This is a genomic window from Rhodoblastus sphagnicola (genome assembly GCF_002937075.1).
Taxonomy (GTDB): Bacteria; Pseudomonadota; Alphaproteobacteria; order Rhizobiales; family Beijerinckiaceae; genus Rhodoblastus; species Rhodoblastus sphagnicola.
The window spans coordinates 38114-56128 of the sequence record NZ_NHSJ01000129.1 but is presented as its reverse complement, the minus strand read 5'-3'; the positions used below and the strand labels follow the sequence as shown (position 1 = coordinate 56128).

Sequence of the window (18015 nt, the reverse complement as noted above, 5' to 3'; positions counted from 1 at the left end):
CTCAGTCCAGAAATTTCTCTCGCGCGATGGTTTGCAAGAGATCGGCGAGCGAGATTTCCGGCGTTTTTCCGGTGGTGTCCACCGTGGCTTGCGCCTGCTGGTAAAGCGGCGTCCGGCTCGCCAGGATCGCCTCCAACTGCCGCATCGCCTCGGGATTGCCCGCCATCGGACGCAGGTCGCCCTGGGCGCGCAGGCGGGGCATGTATTCGCCGGGCGCCGCCGTGATCCAGACGCTGTGAAAATGCGCGAGCAGGTTTTTGTACGTCTCGGGCTCCCCGACCACGCCGCCGGCGACCGCGACGATCACCGTGTCGTGCAGCGCGATGATCCGTTGGAGCGCCTGGGCCTCCAGCGTGCGAAAACCCTCGGGGCCATAGAGCGCCATCACGTCCGCCACGGGAATTCCGGCCAAATCCTCGATTGTGCGATTGAGTTCGACAAAGGGGATTTTCAGCGCCGCGCCGGCCATGCGGCCGAGCGTCGATTTTCCCGCCCCGCGCAGGCCGATCAGGCAGATGCGTTTGGCGCGGGGGCGCTCGACTGTCGTCAAGAGCTCCAGCACGGTTTTACGCAGATCGGTTGGCGCGGCGCGAAACAGGGCGGCGACCCGCAAAACCTGCGAGGTCCAGGGGTCTTCGTCTCCCACCAGCGCGTCGATTTTTTGGTCGAGCGCCAGCGCCACGCGCTGGAGCAGGCCGATGGAAATATTGCCGTCGCCCGCCTCCAGTTGCGCGAGATAGCGCGGCGACACGCCGGATATTTCAGACAGGGTTTTACGGGACACGCCGCGTCGCTCGCGCGCCTTGCGCACGCGCTCGCCGACGCGCGCCATCAGTTCGGCGACCGCGTCCGGCTTGGTCATCGCGCCGGCCGTATCTTTGACAGGACGAGGGTGCGGATTTCCTCGGGCGGACGCGTCTTCTTGAACTGATCGACCGCGACGAACACGCAGACGAAATCGCCCTCGAAACACAGCACGCCATTCTGAAAGCCTTCGACGTGGAAGCCGATCGAGGTCTCGCCGAGCTTGGTCGGCCACACCCGGCAGATCAGGCGGTGGCGCGGCGTGATCGGGGAGCGCATGGTCATGGCGATGCTGACAAAGGGCGTGCCGATGTTGCGGTCCAGCTCCATATGGAACCAGCCGCCGCCGGTGTGATGCTCCCACCAGGCTTCGATGGACTCGAGCGCGAAGGCCGGCACGCGGCCGGTATAGACGATCCTGGCGGGGTCGCAATCGCCCCAGCCCACGCGAATCTGGTGCTCGAATTCCGTCATTCATTGATCTCCACTTGTTGTAATCCGGCGATGAAGTCAGCCACGGCCGCGAGCGTCCTGTCGGGCTGTTCGAGGTGCGGCGCATGGCGGCAGGCGTCGATCAGCGCCAGCGTGACGGGCGCGCGCGACCGGCGCTCGATCTCGCGGATTTGCGCCAGCGTGCCGTACTGGTCCTGAAGGCCCTGGATCGCGAGAACCGGGACGCGCCAGTGTTCGATAACCTCCGCCACGTTCCAGCGCGCGAAGCCGGGCGCGAGCCAGGCGTCGTTCCAGCCGCGAAACGTCGCTTCCGCGTCCCTGTGATGTTGCGCCATCCGGTGTTTGAGATCGGTGGTGTCGAAGGCGGTTTTCGCCTTGGCGATTTCGGCCAGCCCCATGGATTCGGTGAAGAAATGCGGCGCCATCAGGATCAGGCCGCGCAGGCGCGGATCGTGATGCGCGCCGGCGTGGATTGCGGCGATGGTGGCGCCGTCGGAATGGCCGAACAGAATGATTTCTCGGGCGCCGAGCGCGTCGAGCGCGCGCGGCAGGATTTTGGCTTCGCGCGAGAGATAATCGAGCGGCCGGGGCAGGTCCGCCGGGTCGGATTGGCCATAGCCGGCGCGGGACCAAGCGAACACGCCAAGGCCGGTGGCCTCGGCGAGGCGGGCGGGAAAATCGCGCCACAGCGCCACGCAGCCGAGGCCTTCATGCAGCAGCGCAATCGTCGGCGCGTCGCCGGGCGGCGGCCCCCAGCGCCGCCATTCCAGGCCCTTGCCGTCACTCTCGAAAATTCCGCGACCCGCGGCCCAGTCAATTCGGCGCATATGCGTTATATTGCAAGAGACGCAGCGGTTCGCAACGATATTGCGGCAATTTGTTGCATATTTCGGACGCGCGGTTGCGGCGAGGGCGCGCGAAATCGCTTGCGCAGTCCCTGATAATGGTAATATCGTATGACTATACCAATTGGACTCTCGGCGCCTGGCTTGGCCTTTGCGCAACGAGCGTTGACCGATCCGCGCATGGGTGCGGGGAGACAAATTTTCCCAAGTTAAAATCGAGGAGACCCCATGAGCGAAGTCATTGAAAAACCGTCCGACGCTCGGTCCAAAACCATCCGGGTTCTCACGCCGGCGGACCTCGATCGGATCACCCAGATCGATCGCGCCATCATCGGCCAATCGCGGCGGGGCTTTTTTGAGAACCGCCTGCAAGCCAGCGTCCGCGACGCGCAAGGGTTCATTTCGCTCGGCTATATCGAGAACGGCGTGCTCGAAGGTTTTGTCCTGGCGCAAATTCTCGATGGCGAGTTTGGCGGCTCGGCGCCCGTCGCCGTGCTCGATGCGGTCGCCACCAGCGAAACCGTGCGCGGGCATGGCGGCGCGCGCGCGCTGCTGGACGAGTTAAAGGCCCACGCCCGCGCGCAGGGCGCGACCGAAATCCGCACGCAGGCGCCGTGGACCGATCGGCGGCTGGCGCATTTCTTTGCCGCCGCGGGTTTTGTGCTCGGCCACCGACTCGTGCTCGAACGCGACGCCGAGACGGACAGGCCGGACGGGGACGACGCGTGGGACGGGGATGACTCCTGGCGCGATGAAATCCCGGTGCGCTCCCTCGTGCGCGACGACCTCGCCACCATCATCGGGATCGACCGGCGCGTGACCGGCCGCGACCGCACGCGCTATTACGAGCGCATGGTTCGGGAATCGTTGCGCGACAGCGGCGTCCGCATGTCGATGATCGCCGAATCCGACGGCGTGCAAGTCGGCTTCATCATGGCGCGCGTGGATTATGGCGAATTCGGCGAAACCGCGACGGAAGCGGTGATGGACACGCTGGGCGTTCACCCGGATTTTGCGGGGAAGCGCACGGGAAGCGCCTTGATGAAGCAATTGCTCGCCAATTTGCAGGTTTTGCGCGTCGAGCGCGTGCGCACCGAAGTGAAATGGGATGAGTTCGAACTGCTCGGATTTTTGAGGCGCCAGGGCTTTCGGCCTTCGCAACGCTTGAGTTTGACCCTGGCGCTCTAGTGCGACGTGGCAAAATAAGTGAATCGTCCGCGTTGCAAGGGACGAACCCCTCATCCGTCGCGCTTGCGCGCGACACCTTCTCCCGCAAGGGGAGAAGGAAAGCGCGCTGGCGATTCGTGGCGCTTATCTGGCGCCGGAATTGAAGCGGCTATTTCGCTTCGTTGCCTAAGCCTCCAGGAGGCGCGTTTTTGCAGCGCGTTCGGCGTCGGCGTCGAACGCGCTTTCGTTCGTCAGGCTTCGGCGCGCAGACGAAAACGCTGAATTTTTCCGGTCGCGGTTTTCGGCAGTTCGGGAACGAAGCGGATCCAGCGCGGATATTGATAGGGCGCCAGTCGGCTCTTGCAGAACTGCATCAGCTCGGCCGTCAGGGCGGCATCGCCTTCGCGGCCTGCTTGTAGAACGACATAGGCCGCCGGTTTGATCAGGCTTTCCGCATCGGCCTTGCCGACGACCGCCGCCTCCAGCACGGCCGGATGTTCGATCAATTTTGATTCGATGTCGAAGGCGGAACACCAGATGCCCCCGACCTTCATCATGTCGTCTGTGCGCCCGCAGTAATAGTAAAACCCCTCGTCGTCGCGGCGATAGGTGTCGCCGGTGTCGAACCAGTCTCCCACCATGGTCGCGGCGGTTTTTTCGGGATTGTTCCAGTAGCAGCGCGCCAGCGAGGGGCCGGAGATGAACAGGCGCCCTTCGCCCGCGCCCAGAATGTCGTCGCCCGCGTCATCGACGATCCGCGCGCCATAGCCCGGCACGGGCAGGCCGCTGGAGCCCGGTCGCGCCGCGCCGTGGCGGTTGCTGATGAAAATGTGCAACGCTTCGGTGGAGCCGATGCCGTCGAGAATGTCGAGGCCGGTCGCCGCCTTCCAGCGTTGATAAATGTCCGGCGGCAGCGCCTCGCCGGCCGAGACGCAGGCGCGGATCGAGGACAGGTCGGGCTTTTGTTTGTCGAACAGGGCGAGATAGGCGGCATAGAGCGTGGGCACGCCGTAATAGAGCGTCGGCCGGTGGCGCGCGATCAGCGGGAAGCTGGTGTCCGGCCCGGGTTTTGACTCGTTGAGAACGCTGGTGGCGCCGACCCAGAGCGGAAAGGTGAGCGCGTTGCCGATGCCATAGGCGAAAAACAGTTTGGCCTCGGAATAGCAGATGTCGTCTTCGCGGATGCCGAGGACTTCAACGCCATAAAGCACGCTGGTCGCCACCATGTCGCGCTGGCGATGCACCGCGCCCTTGGGTCGGCCGGTCGAACCCGAGGAATACAGCCAGAAGCAATCGCTGTCCGGCGTGGAGGGGACGGCTTCGAACGTGTCGGACGCTTGCGCCAGAACGGCGTCAAGGCTGTTCGCGCCCTCCGTCGGCAGGACATGGCTTGGCTTGTGCGCGGAGAGTTCGAGCGCGCGCTCGACCTCGGCGGAAAATTCCGGCGAGTAGAAAAAAGCGGTGGCGGCGGAATTTTCGATGACGAAGGCGTAAGTGTCGGAGCGCAACAGCGTGTTGAGCGGAACGGGAATGACACCGGCCTTGATCGCGCCCCAGAACGTGTAAAAAAAGGCGGGACAATCCTTTATGATCATCAGCAGCCTGTCGCCCGGCCTCAGGCCCAGCGCCGTGAACCCGGAGGCGGCGCGGTTCACGTTGGCGGCGAGTTCGGCATAGGTGACGTCGCCCGCGCGGGCATGGATCGCGATCTTTTCCCCCCGACCTTCCCTTGGATGACGGTCGATGAAGGGAACCGCGACATTGAAATTTTCGGCGTAGGAAAGACGCACGGGGGTCTGTGCGCGGTCGATCTGAATCTCGTTCGGCTCCATCGGCTTATCCTCGCTGCGGGGCGGTCTGGGGCCGTCCTTGCGCAATAATGTATTTTGGTATAGTTTTACCACTATAACTTTAAGGAGCGCCCGTTGAACTTGTCAATGATCCAGGTCGGGTTTCCCAGGGCAATCGGATGAATGAGTATGGTCGCAGTCAGGCCGGGAACCCCTTCTCCCCTTGCGGGAGAAGGTGGCGCGAAGCGCCGGATGAGGGGGCGCCTGCCGGAGAAAAACGCCTTTGTTCTTGCGTTTGAACCCCTCATCCGACCCCTTCGGGGCCACCTTCTCCCGCAAGGGGAGAAGGGAACACGACCGCGCGCGCCTTCTCTTAATTCACCCGATTGTCCTGTCGGGTTTCGCGTTAGCCCAACGCGCCGCTTGCATCCGCCCGGCCTTCAGACAAGACTGTCGCCGAAAGTCAGCAAGCTGACGCTGCAACAACAACGAGGCGGGAGGGGGAATGACCAGTTCGATCAAGACGGCGCAGGCGATGCCGGCCGCCGATATAAAAATTCGCTCGGCGGCGTTCGAGGACGTTCCATTCATCGTCATGCTCGACGAACGCGCGACGGGACATTCAAAATGCTGCTACTGGCGGGAGTTGTTCGCCCATTTCGCGCAGACGCCCGGCGAGGGCCGCGCTTTTCTCGTGGCGGAGCAGCAGGGGCGTTTGGTCGGGTTCATCGCCGGCGAGATCAGGGCGTTTGAATTCGGGGCGGAACGCTGCGGCTGGGTGTTCGCGCTGAATGTCGATCAGGACATTCGCGTCAATAATGTGGGGACGCGGCTGTTCGAAGCTCTGTGCGAAAGGTTTAGCAGCGCCGGCGTCGAGAAGGTGCGGACGATGGTGGATCGCGACAATGATCTGGTGCTCGCGTTCTTTCGCAGCCTGGGGATGATGACAGGGCCGCTTATTCAGTTGGAGAAGGAACTGGATTAAGGTTTTGGCCGTTTGATTCGGCGTCATCACAAAAAACAGGCGCCAGCTTTGGGATGATCGAAGGCGATGAAGCTTCAGAAAGCCACAATGTGTGGACTCTACGCGGTGCTTGAACTCGCCACCCATCGCGATCAACAGATTTCGGCCGCCGAAATCGCGTCAAAGTACGAAATCTCGCTCAATCATCTGGCGAAAGTGCTGCGAACCCTGGTCCGCGCGCGGCTGGTCGAGTCCGTGCGCGGCGCTGGCGGGGGCTATCGCTTCTGCGGCAATCCCAAGCGCGTCACGCTGCTCGACATCATCCAGCTGTTTGAAGAGGTCGGCCCCGACGCCGAACCCGCGCCGCCGGTCGATCATGTCGAGGGGCGCACGCTGCACAAGGTTTTGCGCGAGATCGACGACATCGCCCTGGCGTCGTTGCGCGCGGTTTCGATCACCACCTTGCTGAAAATCAACGAGAAGCAGAAGCGGGACCCGGAGGTGAAGGCTGTCGTCGGCCGCGCCGCCAGCGGCGGCTGAGGCGCGGTTGCGCTCGCGCTGAATTTCGCGCTTGCAAATTGGTATTTTATTACTAGATTGCCATTAAATAAGAAAACCAAGGTAAGAACACCAAGGGGAGCGCAGATGAACGAACAGATTTCCGCACGTCGCTGGCTGATGACCGCGGTCGGCGCGCCCATGGTGCAGGAAGGTTTCTTGGCGACGCCTGACGCCGGAGAGGTTGTCGTCGCCATCGCCGGTTGCGGCGTCTGCCACACCGATCTCGGCTATCTCTACGATGGCGTGCGCACCAACCAGCCGCTGCCGCTGGCGCTGGGCCATGAAATCTCGGGCCGCGTCGTCGCCGCCGGCGCCGGAGCCGAATCCTGGATCGGCCGCGCCGTGATCATTCCCGCCGTTCTGCCTTGCGGGGAATGCGAGCAATGCAAGCGCGGCCGCCCCAACATCTGCCGCAAGCAGAAAATGCCGGGCAACGATATCCACGGCGGTTTTGGCACGCATATCGTCGTACCCGCGCGCGGCCTGTGCCCGGTGGATGAGACGCGGCTCGCCAAGGCGGGTCTCACGCTCGCCGACGTCAGCGTGGTCGCGGACGCCGTGACCACGCCCTATCAGGCTGTCGTGCGCGCGGAGGTCAAGCCGGGGTCGGTGGCGATCGTCGTCGGCGTCGGCGGCGTCGGCGGCTATGCCGCGCAGATCGCCAAGGCCTTCGGCGCGACCGTGATCGCGATCGACGTCGATGACGCCAAGCTCGCGCTGATCGGCCAGTATGGCGCCGCGCTGACCCTCAACGCGCGGGATCACGACCAGAAAAGCCTGAAGGCGAAGATTTCCGACTATTGCAAGGCGCAAAACCTGCCGCTGACCGAGTGGATCATTTTCGAGTGCTCGGGGACCGCCATTGGCCAGACCACCGCTTTCGGGCTGCTCACCTTCGGCGCGACGCTCTGCATCGTCGGCTTCACCATGGATCGTGTCGAGGTGCGCCTCTCCAACCTGATGGCGTTTGACGCGCGCGCCATCGGCAACTGGGGCTGTCCTCCGGAGCTTTATCCCGGCGCGCTCGATCTGGTGCTCGACGGCAAGATCGAACTCGGCGCCTTTGTCGAACGGCGGCCGCTCGCGGACATCAACGCCGTTTTCGCCGAGGCGCATTCACACCAGTTGAAACGCCGCGCCGTTCTGGTGCCGTGAACGGAGCCAGGGAGTTTTCTTTGTCCGTTTCCATCCGACGACACGACGAGATTGCGCTCGTCATCATCGACAATCCGCCGGTGAACGCCACGTCGCAGGCGGTGCGGCAGGGGCTTCTCGACGCGGTCGAAAAGATCAACGCCGATCCCGCTGTCAAGGCTGGCGTCATCGGCTGCGCCGGCAAGACTTTTATCGCCGGCGGCGATATTCGGGAATTCGGCAAGCCGCCGCTTTTGCCCCACTTGCCCGACGTGTTGCAGGCCATTGAGGACAGCGGCAAACCGCTCGTCGCGGCGATCCACGGAACCGCGCTCGGCGGCGGTCTTGAGACCGCTCTGGCCTGCCATGCGCGGGTCATGGCGGCCGACGCTTTGGTCGGGCTGCCCGAAGTCAAGCTCGGCCTCGTCCCCGGCGCGGGCGGAACCCAGCGTTTGCCGCGTCTCGTCGGGATGCTGCCCGCGCTCGATCTTGTCGCCAGCGGGCGCCAGGTCAAGGCGCAAGAAGCCCTGTCGCTCGGCCTCGTCGATGTCGTCGTTTCCGGCGATGTGTTTGAGGCCGCGCGCGCGCAGGCGCGAAAACTGATCGGCAAGGATTTGCGTCGCGCCGGGCGACTGGAGGTTCCGGCTTGCGACCAAGTCGCCTTCGCCGCCGCGCGCGCGCAGGTGGACAAAAAGGCGCGGGGGCAGATCGCGCCGGGAGTCGCCGCCGGCTTGGTTGCGGCGGCCTCAGCGCTTCCCTTCGCCGAGGGCATCGCGCGCGAGCGCAAAACTTTTTTCGAGCTGATGCGGAGCGACCAGTCCAGGGCGCTGCGCTACGTCTTCGCCGCCGAGCGCGAAGTCGCGCGGGTGGCGCGGCTCGAAGGCGTCGCGCCTCGTCCCGTGGAAAAGGTCGGCGTGATCGGCGCCGGGACGATGGGCGCGGGGATCGCCGTCGCGCTTGTGGATGGCGGCTATGACGTCCGCGTGGTCGAGACCAGCGCGGCGGCGGTCGATGCGGGCGTTCAGAGAATTGAAGGGCTTTGGGCGCGTCCGCTTAAATCGGGCAAGCTCACGCAGGCGCAGTTCGATCAGAAGCGGGCGCGCGCATATGTGAGCGCGGATTTTTCCGCGCTGGCGGATTGCGATCTGATTATCGAGGCGGCCTTCGAGGACATGGCCGTGAAGCAGGACATTTTTTCGCGCCTTGGCGCGCTCGCCAGGCCGGGCGCCGTTCTCGCCACCAACACCTCCGCGCTCGACGTCAACGCGATCGCCGCGTTCAGCGGCCGGGCCGCCGATGTGATCGGGCTGCATTTCTTCTCGCCAGCCCATGTCATGCGGTTGGTCGAGGTTGTCGAAGGCGGCCGGAGTTCTGCGGACGCGGTTGCGACCGGCGTGGCGGTCGCGAAAAGGCTGAAAAAACTGCCTGTGGTCTGCGGCGTGTGCGATGGCTTTGTCGGCAATCGCATGTTGGCGGTGTGGCGGCCGGTGGCGGAAATGTTTCTGGAGGCCGGCGCGCTGCCACAGGACGTAGACGGCGCGCTTGAAGCTTACGGATTCGCCATGGGGCCGTTCGCGGTGTCCGATCTTGCCGGCCTCGATATCGCCTGGGCGCGGCGCAAGCGTCTCGCCGCGACGCGCGATCCGAATGAACGTTATGCCTCGACCGTCGCCGATCGGCTCTGCGATCTCGGGCGGTTCGGCCAAAAAACGGGGGCCGGCTGGTACGTCTATCCCGACGGCAAGCGCACGATTGATCCGGTGGTGAGCGAACTCGTGGAAAAAGTTTCCGCTGAAAAAGGTTTCGCGCGCAAGACGAGTCCGGCCGAGGATATCCAGCGTCTGGTGCGCGCCGCCATGATCAACGAAGGCGCCAAAATCCTGTCGGAGGGGATCGTCGGGCGCGCGCTCGACGTGGATATGGTTCTCGTCCACGGCTACGGTTATCCCGCCTGGCGCGGCGGGCCGATGTTCGAGGCCGACGCCATCGGCCTTGAGTGCATTCTCGCCGATATCGAGGCTTTGCGCGCGTTCGCCGGTCCCGCATACGAACCGGCGGCCTTGATCCAGCAACTCGCCGATTCCGGCGGGACGTTTGGCGAACTCGCGCCCGGCGAGGCCGCGCCCAAAAACTCGCTGGTGGAGTCGTTGCGATGAAGGACGCCTATCTCTGCGAGGGCTTGCGCACGCCGGTGGGACGTTATGGCGGGGCGCTTTCGTGCGCGCGGCCCGACGACATGCTCGCCCATGTTTTGCGCGCCGTGCTGGCGCGGGCGCCCGGTCTGCCGGCGGAAAGCATTGACGATTTTTACGCCGGCTGCGCCAATCAGGCCGGCGAGGACAATCGCAATGTCGCGCGCATGGCGCTCCTGCTGGCCGGTCTGCCGCCTGAAATTCCCGGCGCGACCATCAATCGTTTGTGCGGCTCCGGTCTCGACGCCATCGGCGCGGCGGCGCGCGCCATTCGGGCGGGCGAGGCCGAGGTCGTGCTGGCGGGCGGGGTCGAATCCATGTCGCGCGCGCCGTTTGTCTACGGCAAGGCGGAGGAAGCCTTTTCACGCAAGGCGGAAATTTTCGACACCACCATCGGCTGGCGGTTTGTGAATCCGCTGATCAAGGCGCAATACGGCATCGAGTCCATGCCGGAGACGGCGGAAAACGTCGCCGCCGAATTCAACATTTTACGCGCGGATCAGGACGCATTCGCCTGCCGCAGTCAGGCGCGCGCGGCGAAAGCGCAGGCGAGCGGCCGGCTCGCGCGCGAGATCGTCGCGGTCGAGATTTCTGATCGCAAGGGCAATATCACCCTGGTCGAAAAGGACGAACATCCCCGCGCGACCACGCTCGAAAAACTCGCGGCTTTGCCGACGCCGTTTCGCAAGGGCGGATCGGTGACGGCGGGCAATGCCTCGGGCGTCAATGATGGCGCGGCGGCTTTGATCGTCGCCTCCGGCGAAGCTGTCGCGCTTTACGGACTGAACCCGATGGCGCGGATATCAGGCCTTGCCACGGCCGGCGTCGCGCCGCGCCTGATGGGTCTAGGGCCGATCCCGGCGACGCAAAAACTGATGGCGCGGCTGGGGCTGAAGATCGGCGATTTCGGCGTGATCGAATTGAACGAGGCTTTCGCCGCGCAGGCCTTGGCCTGCCTGCGTGGGCTGGGCATCGCGGATGACGCGGAATTCGTCAATCCGAATGGCGGCGCCATCGCCATCGGCCATCCGCTCGGCATGTCCGGCGCCCGGCTCGCCCTGACGGCGGCGATGGAGCTTTTGGCGCGCGGCGAAAAGCGGGCGCTGGCGACCATGTGCATCGGGGTCGGGCAGGGCATCGCGCTGGCTCTGGAGAAAGTGTGATCTGGCAAGCTGACGAAAAAGCCGCGCGTTGAACCCCTCGTGCTTCGAGACGCAATGCCGCGCATTGCTCCTCAGCATGAGGGGTTCAATGGAATCAATGGAAGCGCCCTCATCCTGAGGAGGCCCCGGAGGGGCCGTCTCGAAGGACGAGGGCGCTTGGCGCATCTTTCAGCGGCTTTCTTTCTAAACCACCGTCGGGCTTTTGCCGCCGTCCATCACCAGGGTGACGCCGGTGACATAGCTGGCCTTGTCCGACGCCAGGAACGCCACGGCATTGGCGATTTCCTCCGGCGTCGCCAGACGGCCCATCGGAATGTCCGCGAGGTTCTGGAGCAGGGCTTGCGCGACATCGGTTCCCATCAGGTGGGCCTCCGCGATCATGCCTTCGGCGACGCGGGTGGTGTCGGTCAGGCCCGGACTGACGCCGACCACGCGCACGCCTTTGCCCGCATAGGCCGCGCCAAGGCCCGCCGTCGCCAGCATCAGCGCGGCATTGGCCGCGCCGCCCGCCAGATGGGTGGAGGTCGCCGTCTTTCCGCCGACGCCGATGATGTTGACGATCACGCCCCGGCCACGTTGCGCCATTCTTTTCACCAGCGGATCGACAGCGTTGATCGTTGTGAAGAATTTTGCGTCCATCGCCGCGCGCCAGAAATCCGGGGTCAGCGCGTCCGGCGGGCTGCGCTTGGCCGCGCCGGCGGAATTCACCAGCACGTCGATGGGGCCGAGGCGCGCTTCGACGGCGTCGATCATCGCCTCCGCCTGCGCGGCATCCGACAGGTCGGCGGCGACGCCGAACGCGCCGGGAAGCGCGTTCGCGACGGAGCGCGCGCAGATCGCGACGCGCGCCCCTTCCTCCACAAAAAGTCTTGCGCAGGCGAGCCCGATGCCTTTCGAGCCGCCCGTCACGAGAACCACTTTTCCGGCGAGACTGAGATCCATGGCGATCAGCGTAGCAGAAAGCGTTGCAATTTTCCCGTCGCCGTTTTCGGCAATTCCGGGACCACCTCGATCCAGCGCGGGTATTTCCACGGCCCGACCGCATTCTTGACATGCGATTTCAGGTCGTCGAACAAGTCGTCGTCGAGCGCGACGCCTTCGGACAGCACGACATAGGCTTTTGGCTTGATCAGATCGTCCTGGTCCTGGCTGGGAACGACGGCGGCTTCCAGAATGGCGGGATGGCTGGCGAGCGCCTCCTCGACCTCGTAGGGCGACACCCAGATGCCCGACACCTTGAACATGTCGTCGGTGCGGCCGATCAGGACATAGACCCCGTCGTCCCGGCGCATGTATTTGTCGCCGGTGCGCGTCCATTCGCCGATGAAAGTGTTGCGCGACCGGGCGCGCTGGTTCCAGTAGCCGGCGGCCGAGGTTTCGCCGCGCACCCAGAGTTCGCCGGGTTCGTTGGCGCCGACCTCCTGGCCGGCTTCATCCACCAGTTTTAAGCTGTAGCCCTCGACCGGCACGCCGGCCGTGCCATATTCCACCGCGCCGGGAATGTTGGTCACGAACAGATGCCCCATTTCGGTGGAGCCGACGCCGTTGACAATGTCCACGCCGAACCGCTCCTTCCACGCCTGGCCGACATGGGCCGGCAAGGCTTCGCCGGCGGAAAAGCACAGGCGCAGCGCGTGCGAGCCGTTCTCCCGCGTGCAGTTTCGGTCGGCGAGGATCGCCGCGTAGAGCGTGGGAACGCCGAAGAAAATGCTGGGCTGGTAGGTGTTCAGCGTTTCGAACACGGTGGTCGGCGTCGGGCGCTCCGGATAGAGCACGCTGGTCGATCCCGCCCAGTTCGTGCAGACGATGGAATTCGACAGGCCATAGGAGAAGAACATTTTCGCGGCCGAGAACACCACATCCTCCTCTCTGTAGCCGACCCGCTTCTCGCCCGCGGCCTTGGCGACCGCGCGGGGGGCGCCGTGGACGTGCATCACCCCTTTCGGCATGCCGGTGGTGCCCGACGAATACAGCCAGTAGGCGACTTCGTCCACGCTGGTCTGGGCGGGTTCGGCGGGGCGCTTTTCGGCGGCGAGCAGGGTTTCGAAATTGGGAACGCCCGGAGGCGCGCCGCCCACGGCGACCAAGGCTCTCAAACGCGGGCAACCGGCCGACGCCTCCTTGACCGCCGGCAGGAGTTGCGGCGAGACGAACACGGCTTTCGCGCGCGAATCCGCCAGAAGGTAGCGGTATTGCTCGACCGTCAGCCGCGTGTTGAGCAGGACGGGAACGACGCCCGCGCGGATGGCGCCCCAGAACAGGATCGGGAAATCGACGGTGTCGAGCAGCACCAGCGCGACGCGGTTTTCCGGCTCGACGCCCATCTTGGCCAGCATCGGCCCGACGCGCGACACGGAATCGGCCATGGCGCCGTAGGTCAGGCTGCGGTTGGTGTCGATGAAGGCGATTTTTTCGGCGCGGCCCTCGGCAATATGGCGATCGACAAAATCGACCGCCGCGTTGTAATCGCGGTCGTTCATAGCATCCTCCCAGCACAGGCCTTTTGGCCTTTTTGTTTGGACGGCGGGCGCGTCGCGCCGCCGTCCGGGCTTCCCAAATTCTTAGGGAAAGCTTGCGGGCTGAGCGCCCTGGCACAGCCGCTCCAGCAGGCCGATCAGGGTTTGCACTTCCTCGGTCGACAGGCGGGACCGGACCAGAAGCGCCTCGTGATTCAAAATCAATTCGCGGATGCGGGCGCGCGCCGCCTTGCCGGCCGGGGTCAGGCACAGCCTATGGCGGCGTTTGTCGTCGCTCGATGGCCGGCGCGCGATCAGGCGGCGCGCCTCCAACTGGTCGATCGCCTTCACAATGGTCGAGCGGTCCACGCCCATGGCCTTGGCGAGTTCGCTTTGCGCCAGCCCCTCATTGGCGGCGATCACCTCCAGCATGCCGAACAGGCCCGGCGTGATCGATTCCTCGGGGCTGACAAACTCCATGAAATGGGAAAAAACCGCCGTCTGGCTGCGGCGCAGATGAAACCCCAGCAATTGCGGCAGCACGCCATAGGAGACCGGCGCGGAGTCGGAGGCGTCGCGCGGTTCGCGATCCTTTGATGCGAGCCGGACGATCCTCCGATCATTCATTGGCCGACTCATTTGTCGATTCTTGCGCCCACGCCTGGTCCATCAGCCGGCGCGCCAGGCCCTGCATCGCGCGGCGGCGGTATTTCGGGCCGGCGAGCGTGGTGGCCAGCGCGGTCGCGCGCGAGCGCAGGGCGTTCGACAGCAGCGTGGCCGTTTCGTCGCCCCACGGCTTGCCGATCAGCTTGCTGACATCGACCAAGAGCGGCGCGGAATTCATGCCGGTGATGGCGACGCGCAGGGCGGCGATGACGTCGTTTTCGCGCGTCAGCGCCACCGCGATGCCGGTGAGGGGAAAGTCGATGGCGTCGCGCACGCGCGCCTTGACGTAAGCCGCGCGCTGCGCGCCGAGCGGCGGCAGGGCGATGGCGGCAAGGATTTCATCGGGCGCGAGCGTCAGGTAATGGGCGCCGTCCTCCTTGAACAGATCCTCGACCGGCAGCCGCCTGATGCCGCCCTCCCGCACCACGATGGCGCTGGCGCCGAGCGCGATCAGGACGGGCGCGAGATCGCCGTGATAGGTGGCGTAGCAGCGGTCGCTCTTGGCGACGACATGGCACTTGTCGCCGTCGTGTTTGAGACAGAACCCGTTGCCGGTGCGCCACCATTCGCTCTGGTTGAAATAGACGCAGCGCGTGTCCTGGCACAGATTGCCGCCGAGCGTCGCGGCGGCGCGATGCGTGGGGCCGGCGACGCTCGCCGCCGCTTCAGCGATGACGGGATAGGCCGAGGTGATCTCGGGGTCGCGCGTGAGCCGCGCCAGCGTCACCAGCGCGCCGATCCATAGTTCGTCGCCCTGGCGCTGAATTTCGTTGAGGTCGCGCAGGCCGGAGAGGTCGATCAGGTCGCGCGGCTCGGCGAGGCCGCGTCGCAGGTTGACCAGGAGATCGGTGCCCCCGGCGACGCAGGCCGGGTTTCCGAATTGGGTTTTCAGGCGCACGGCTTCGTCGAGCGTGGCCGGACGGTGAAGGCGGAAGTCGGGAAGGATGTTCATTTTTTCACCCTGTCGCGCGCATCGAGAAGGTCGCTGATGCGGTCGGGCGACAGCGGCAGCGTGTGCGGCCAGACGCCGGCCGCTTCATGGACTGCGTCCATCAGCGCGGGCAGGAAGCCGGCGAGCATGCCCTCGCTCGCCTCCTTGGCGCCGAAGGGGCCGTTGGGGTCGATGCTTTCGACGATGTGGACTTCGATGTCCGGACTTTCGACGCTGGTGGGCACGCGATAGTCGAGCAGGTTGCCGTGCAGCATCTTGCCATCGACAAAACGGGTTTCCTCCGACAACGCTTGCCCCATGCCCATCCAGACGCCGCCCTGAATCTGCCCTTCGACCGCCAGCGGATTTAACGCACGGCCGACATCGACGGCGACCCAGACCTTGTGGGCGGTCACCTTGCCGGTAACCTCGTCCACCGAGGCCTCGACCACCTGCGCGGCGTAACAAAACCCCATGGTGGCGCCGATGGCGCTGCCCTTGATCGCCCTGTCGCCCATGAATTCCTTGGGACTGTTGAAGGCGCCGCTCACCGTGATGGCCCCGCCGCCAATCAAGGCGGCCTTGGCGACTTCGGCGAAGCTGAGGCCGGGATCCTGACCGACGACGCGGAAAACCTCATCGTCGCATTCGACGTCTTCCGGCCGCGCGTCGAGTTTTTTCGCCGCCGCCTCGATCAGGATTTGCCTGAGTTGCTGCGCCGCGTCGATGGCGGCGTTGCCGACCATGAAGGTGACGCGCGAGGAATAGCTGCCGTTGTCCTTGGGCGTGAGCGCGCTGTCGGCGGAGATCACGCGGATGCGGCGCCAGTCGATGCCGAGGGTTTCGGCCACCATCTGGCCGGCCATGGTGTTGGAGCCCTGGCCGATGTCGGCCGCGCCGGTGAGCACGGTGACGCCGCCATCGAAATCGAGCCGCAGATTGACCACCGCATGGGGTTCGCCGGTCCAGTGTTTCGGCGTCGTCGTGCCCGAGACGAAATGCGAGCAGGCCACGCCAAGGCCGCGCCCCTTGGGCATCTTGCCCCGGCGCTCGTCCCAGCCCGAAGCTTTTTTGACCTTCTCCAGGCATTCCGGCAGGCCGTAGCTCATCACGCGCTGGGCGTAGGCGGTGACATAGGGGACTTGCGGCAGCAGGTTGATCTCGCGCACCGCGAACGGGTCGAGGCCGAGTTCGTCGGCCATTTCGTTCATCAGCGCCTCGAACGCTGCGCGGGGATCGACCGTGCCGTGGCCGCGCTGCGCGCCGCAGGGCGGCGTGTTGGTGTAGACGCGCCAGCCGTCGTGCTTGATGGCGGGAATGTCGTAGATGCCGTGCAGCAGCGCGCCGGTGTAGAGAATGGTGATGATGCCGTAGCTGGCGTAGGCGCCGCCGCACTGGGTCGCCTGGAGGTGGCAGGCGGTGAGCCTGCCGTCCTTCTTCATGCCGAGTTTGACCGTGATCGAGGTTTCCGGCCGGCCGCGATGGGCCAGGAACGTCTCTTCGCGGGTTTGCAGCAGGCGCACGGTCCGTTTGGCCTTGCGCGCCAGCAGCGCCGCGATGATCTCGAAATGCAGGCATTCCGTGCGCGCGCCGAAACCGCCGCCGACAAAGGGTTTTATGACGCGGACGTGCGCTTCCTCGATTTCGAGGCATTTGGACACGTTGCGCAGCACATAATACGGCACCTGCGTCGTGGTGTGGATCACCAGGCGACCTCCGTCCGTCTCATATTCCGCGAGCGTCGCGTTCGGCTCGATGTGGGCGTGGTTGACCTCGGCGAATTTGTAGGTCTTTTCGCGCACCAGATCGGCGCTGGCGAAGCCGGCTTCGGAATCGCCAAACTCCGCGTGGACCTCGCGCAAAATATTGTTGGGCTTGTCGGCGTGAACAGCCGTGACGCCCTCGGCCATCGCCTTTTTGGCGTCAAAATAGGCCGGCAGCTTTTCGTATTCGACGCGGATCAGTTTCAGCGCCTTGTCGGCGGTTTTCTCGTCTATCGCCGCGACGGCCGCGACCGGCTCGCCGCGATAGCGCACCTTTTCGCGCGCCAGCGGAAATTCGTTTTCCGCGATCGGCAGCACGCCGAAGGGAATGCGGCAGTCCTCGCCGGTGCAGATGGCGATGACGCCCTCAAGCGCCAGGGCCTGCGACACATCCACGGACACGATGCGCGCATGGGGAAGCGATGCGCGCAAAATGCGGCCGCACAGGGCGTCGGGCGCGGGCAGGTCCGCCGTGTAGAGCGCCTTGCCGGTGACTTTGTCCACGCCGTCGATGAGAGGGGTGGGCACGCCGACGCCGCCGATGCGGGTCTTTTTAAGCTCCTTGATGCTCACCGGGCGGCCTCCATGGTCTCGGCCGCTTGTTTGGCCTCGGCGGCGGCCTGCATGGCTTGCGCCGCGGACTCGATCGCCTCGATGATTTTGACGTAGCCGGTGCAGCGGCACAGGTTGCCGGAAATCGCCACCTTGATTTCCTCGCGGTCGGGACGCGGATTGCGCCGCAAAAGGGCTTCGGCCGACAGGATCATGCCCGGCGTGCAGAAGCCGCATTGCGTCCCGAGCTTTTCGTGGAAGGCGCGTTGCAGCGGGCTGAGTTCGCCATCCTTGGCCTGTCCCTCGATGGTTTCGACGCGGCGATCCCGCACCTGCAAGGCCAGCGTCGAACAGGCCAGCCGCTGCTCGTCATCGACCAGGACCGTGCAGGCGCCGCACTCGCCGCCATCGCAGCCCTGTTTCGTCCCGGTGAGCCCGACGACCTCGCGCAGATAGTCGATCAAGAGCATGTTGTCGGGAACGAGATCTTCGCGCCGCCGCCCATTGACGGTGACGGAAAGGATTGATTTCATAAGACTTCGAGCGCCAGGTCGCGCTTCCTCTGCGCCGGCTT

The 18015-nt window shown here is 65.0% G+C and carries 16 protein-coding genes; 6 read left to right on the top strand and 10 right to left on the bottom strand.

Annotation, left to right across the window (positions count from 1 at the left end):
* Position 1 precedes the first annotated feature (1 nt).
* From CCR94_RS21225 to CCR94_RS21215, 3 genes are read right to left on the bottom strand one after another with little or no spacing between them, the layout of a single operon-like run.
* On the bottom strand, positions 2–862 hold the full coding sequence (locus CCR94_RS21225) for a helix-turn-helix transcriptional regulator (RefSeq protein ID WP_104510039.1): 861 nt from the start codon (positions 860–862) through the stop codon (positions 2–4).
* Entirely contained in the window at positions 859–1278 is a 420-nt protein-coding gene (locus CCR94_RS21220; protein WP_104510036.1) for an acyl-CoA thioesterase, read from the bottom strand. Before CCR94_RS21220 ends, CCR94_RS21225 begins: the two co-directional genes overlap by 4 nt.
* Entirely contained in the window at positions 1275–2084 is an 810-nt protein-coding gene (locus tag CCR94_RS21215) for an alpha/beta fold hydrolase (RefSeq protein WP_104510034.1), read from the bottom strand. The genes CCR94_RS21220 and CCR94_RS21215 overlap by 4 nt, the downstream gene beginning before the upstream one ends.
* Before the next feature lie 246 nt (positions 2085–2330).
* Here CCR94_RS21215 and CCR94_RS21210 point away from each other — a divergent pair, with 246 nt between their 5' ends.
* Positions 2331–3290: a GNAT family N-acetyltransferase gene (locus CCR94_RS21210; protein ID WP_104510032.1), complete on the top strand. Its 960-nt coding sequence runs from the start codon at positions 2331–2333 to the stop codon at positions 3288–3290.
* A gap of 230 nt (positions 3291–3520) precedes the next feature.
* Here the strand turns inward: CCR94_RS21210 and CCR94_RS21205 are convergent, their stop codons facing one another.
* Positions 3521–5101: a benzoate-CoA ligase family protein gene (locus CCR94_RS21205; protein WP_104510030.1), complete on the bottom strand. Its 1581-nt coding sequence runs from the start codon at positions 5099–5101 to the stop codon at positions 3521–3523.
* Positions 5102–5564: 463 nt separating this feature from the next.
* On the opposite strand from CCR94_RS21205, the gene CCR94_RS21200 reads away from it, so the two are divergent.
* From CCR94_RS21200 to pcaF, 5 genes are all read left to right on the top strand, one after another.
* The gene (locus tag CCR94_RS21200) at positions 5565–6044 is read left to right on the top strand and encodes a GNAT family N-acetyltransferase (RefSeq protein ID WP_104510028.1); all 480 of its coding nucleotides are present in this window, start codon (positions 5565–5567) and stop codon (positions 6042–6044) included.
* 66 nt (positions 6045–6110) lie between these two features.
* Entirely contained in the window at positions 6111–6563 is a 453-nt protein-coding gene (locus tag CCR94_RS21195; RefSeq protein WP_104510026.1) for an Rrf2 family transcriptional regulator, read from the top strand.
* A gap of 105 nt (positions 6564–6668) precedes the next feature.
* Positions 6669–7739 carry a 6-hydroxycyclohex-1-ene-1-carbonyl-CoA dehydrogenase gene (gene had, locus CCR94_RS21190; protein ID WP_104510023.1) on the top strand — a complete coding sequence of 357 codons (1071 nt, stop codon included), beginning with the start codon at positions 6669–6671 and terminating at the stop codon, positions 7737–7739.
* Positions 7740–7759: 20 nt separating this feature from the next.
* On the top strand, positions 7760–9874 hold the full coding sequence (locus CCR94_RS21185) for a 3-hydroxyacyl-CoA dehydrogenase NAD-binding domain-containing protein (RefSeq protein ID WP_210302456.1): 2115 nt from the start codon (positions 7760–7762) through the stop codon (positions 9872–9874).
* On the top strand, positions 9871–11073 hold the full coding sequence (pcaF, locus tag CCR94_RS21180) for a 3-oxoadipyl-CoA thiolase (RefSeq protein ID WP_104510017.1): 1203 nt from the start codon (positions 9871–9873) through the stop codon (positions 11071–11073). Before CCR94_RS21185 ends, pcaF begins: the two co-directional genes overlap by 4 nt.
* A 183-nt stretch (positions 11074–11256) precedes the next feature.
* On the opposite strand, the gene CCR94_RS21175 is transcribed toward pcaF, so the two are convergent.
* From CCR94_RS21175 to hcrC, 6 genes are all read right to left on the bottom strand, one after another.
* Complete coding sequence (locus tag CCR94_RS21175; protein WP_104510015.1) at positions 11257–12015, bottom strand: SDR family oxidoreductase; 759 nt, start codon at positions 12013–12015, stop codon at positions 11257–11259.
* A 5-nt stretch (positions 12016–12020) separates the two neighbouring features.
* Positions 12021–13553 (bottom strand): benzoate-CoA ligase family protein, encoded by a 1533-nt coding sequence (locus CCR94_RS21170; RefSeq protein ID WP_104510012.1) that lies wholly within the window; start codon positions 13551–13553, stop codon positions 12021–12023.
* An 81-nt stretch (positions 13554–13634) separates the two neighbouring features.
* Positions 13635–14156: a MarR family winged helix-turn-helix transcriptional regulator gene (locus tag CCR94_RS21165; RefSeq protein WP_158254861.1), complete on the bottom strand. Its 522-nt coding sequence runs from the start codon at positions 14154–14156 to the stop codon at positions 13635–13637.
* On the bottom strand, positions 14149–15147 hold the full coding sequence (gene hcrB / locus CCR94_RS21160; protein ID WP_104510006.1) for a 4-hydroxybenzoyl-CoA reductase subunit beta: 999 nt from the start codon (positions 15145–15147) through the stop codon (positions 14149–14151). Before hcrB ends, CCR94_RS21165 begins: the two co-directional genes overlap by 8 nt.
* Positions 15144–17462 (bottom strand): 4-hydroxybenzoyl-CoA reductase subunit alpha, encoded by a 2319-nt coding sequence (hcrA, locus tag CCR94_RS21155; protein ID WP_244594169.1) that lies wholly within the window; start codon positions 17460–17462, stop codon positions 15144–15146. Before hcrA ends, hcrB begins: the two co-directional genes overlap by 4 nt.
* Complete coding sequence (gene hcrC, locus CCR94_RS21150) at positions 17459–17974, bottom strand: 4-hydroxybenzoyl-CoA reductase subunit gamma (protein WP_104510004.1); 516 nt, start codon at positions 17972–17974, stop codon at positions 17459–17461. The genes hcrA and hcrC overlap by 4 nt, the downstream gene beginning before the upstream one ends.
* Positions 17975–18015 lie beyond the last annotated feature (41 nt).

What these genes read in the sequence shown, in the direction of transcription:
- CCR94_RS21210 (WP_104510032.1), top strand. Translation starts at nt 2,331, where the DNA reads ATGAGCGAAGTCATTGAAAAACCGTCCGACGCTCGGTCCAAAACCATC.
- CCR94_RS21205 (WP_104510030.1), bottom strand. Translation starts at nt 5,101, where the DNA reads ATGGAGCCGAACGAGATTCAGATCGACCGCGCACAGACCCCCGTGCGT.
- hcrB (WP_104510006.1), bottom strand. Translation starts at nt 15,147, where the DNA reads ATGAACATCCTTCCCGACTTCCGCCTTCACCGTCCGGCCACGCTCGAC.
- pcaF (WP_104510017.1), top strand. Translation starts at nt 9,871, where the DNA reads ATGAAGGACGCCTATCTCTGCGAGGGCTTGCGCACGCCGGTGGGACGT.
- CCR94_RS21215 (WP_104510034.1), bottom strand. Translation starts at nt 2,084, where the DNA reads ATGCGCCGAATTGACTGGGCCGCGGGTCGCGGAATTTTCGAGAGTGAC.
- CCR94_RS21175 (WP_104510015.1), bottom strand. Translation starts at nt 12,015, where the DNA reads ATGGATCTCAGTCTCGCCGGAAAAGTGGTTCTCGTGACGGGCGGCTCG.
- hcrC (WP_104510004.1), bottom strand. Translation starts at nt 17,974, where the DNA reads ATGAAATCAATCCTTTCCGTCACCGTCAATGGGCGGCGGCGCGAAGAT.
- CCR94_RS21170 (WP_104510012.1), bottom strand. Translation starts at nt 13,553, where the DNA reads ATGAACGACCGCGATTACAACGCGGCGGTCGATTTTGTCGATCGCCAT.
- CCR94_RS21220 (WP_104510036.1), bottom strand. Translation starts at nt 1,278, where the DNA reads ATGACGGAATTCGAGCACCAGATTCGCGTGGGCTGGGGCGATTGCGAC.
- CCR94_RS21200 (WP_104510028.1), top strand. Translation starts at nt 5,565, where the DNA reads ATGACCAGTTCGATCAAGACGGCGCAGGCGATGCCGGCCGCCGATATA.
- CCR94_RS21165 (WP_158254861.1), bottom strand. Translation starts at nt 14,156, where the DNA reads ATGAATGATCGGAGGATCGTCCGGCTCGCATCAAAGGATCGCGAACCG.
- CCR94_RS21195 (WP_104510026.1), top strand. Translation starts at nt 6,111, where the DNA reads ATGAAGCTTCAGAAAGCCACAATGTGTGGACTCTACGCGGTGCTTGAA.
- CCR94_RS21225 (WP_104510039.1), bottom strand. Translation starts at nt 862, where the DNA reads ATGACCAAGCCGGACGCGGTCGCCGAACTGATGGCGCGCGTCGGCGAG.
- had (WP_104510023.1), top strand. Translation starts at nt 6,669, where the DNA reads ATGAACGAACAGATTTCCGCACGTCGCTGGCTGATGACCGCGGTCGGC.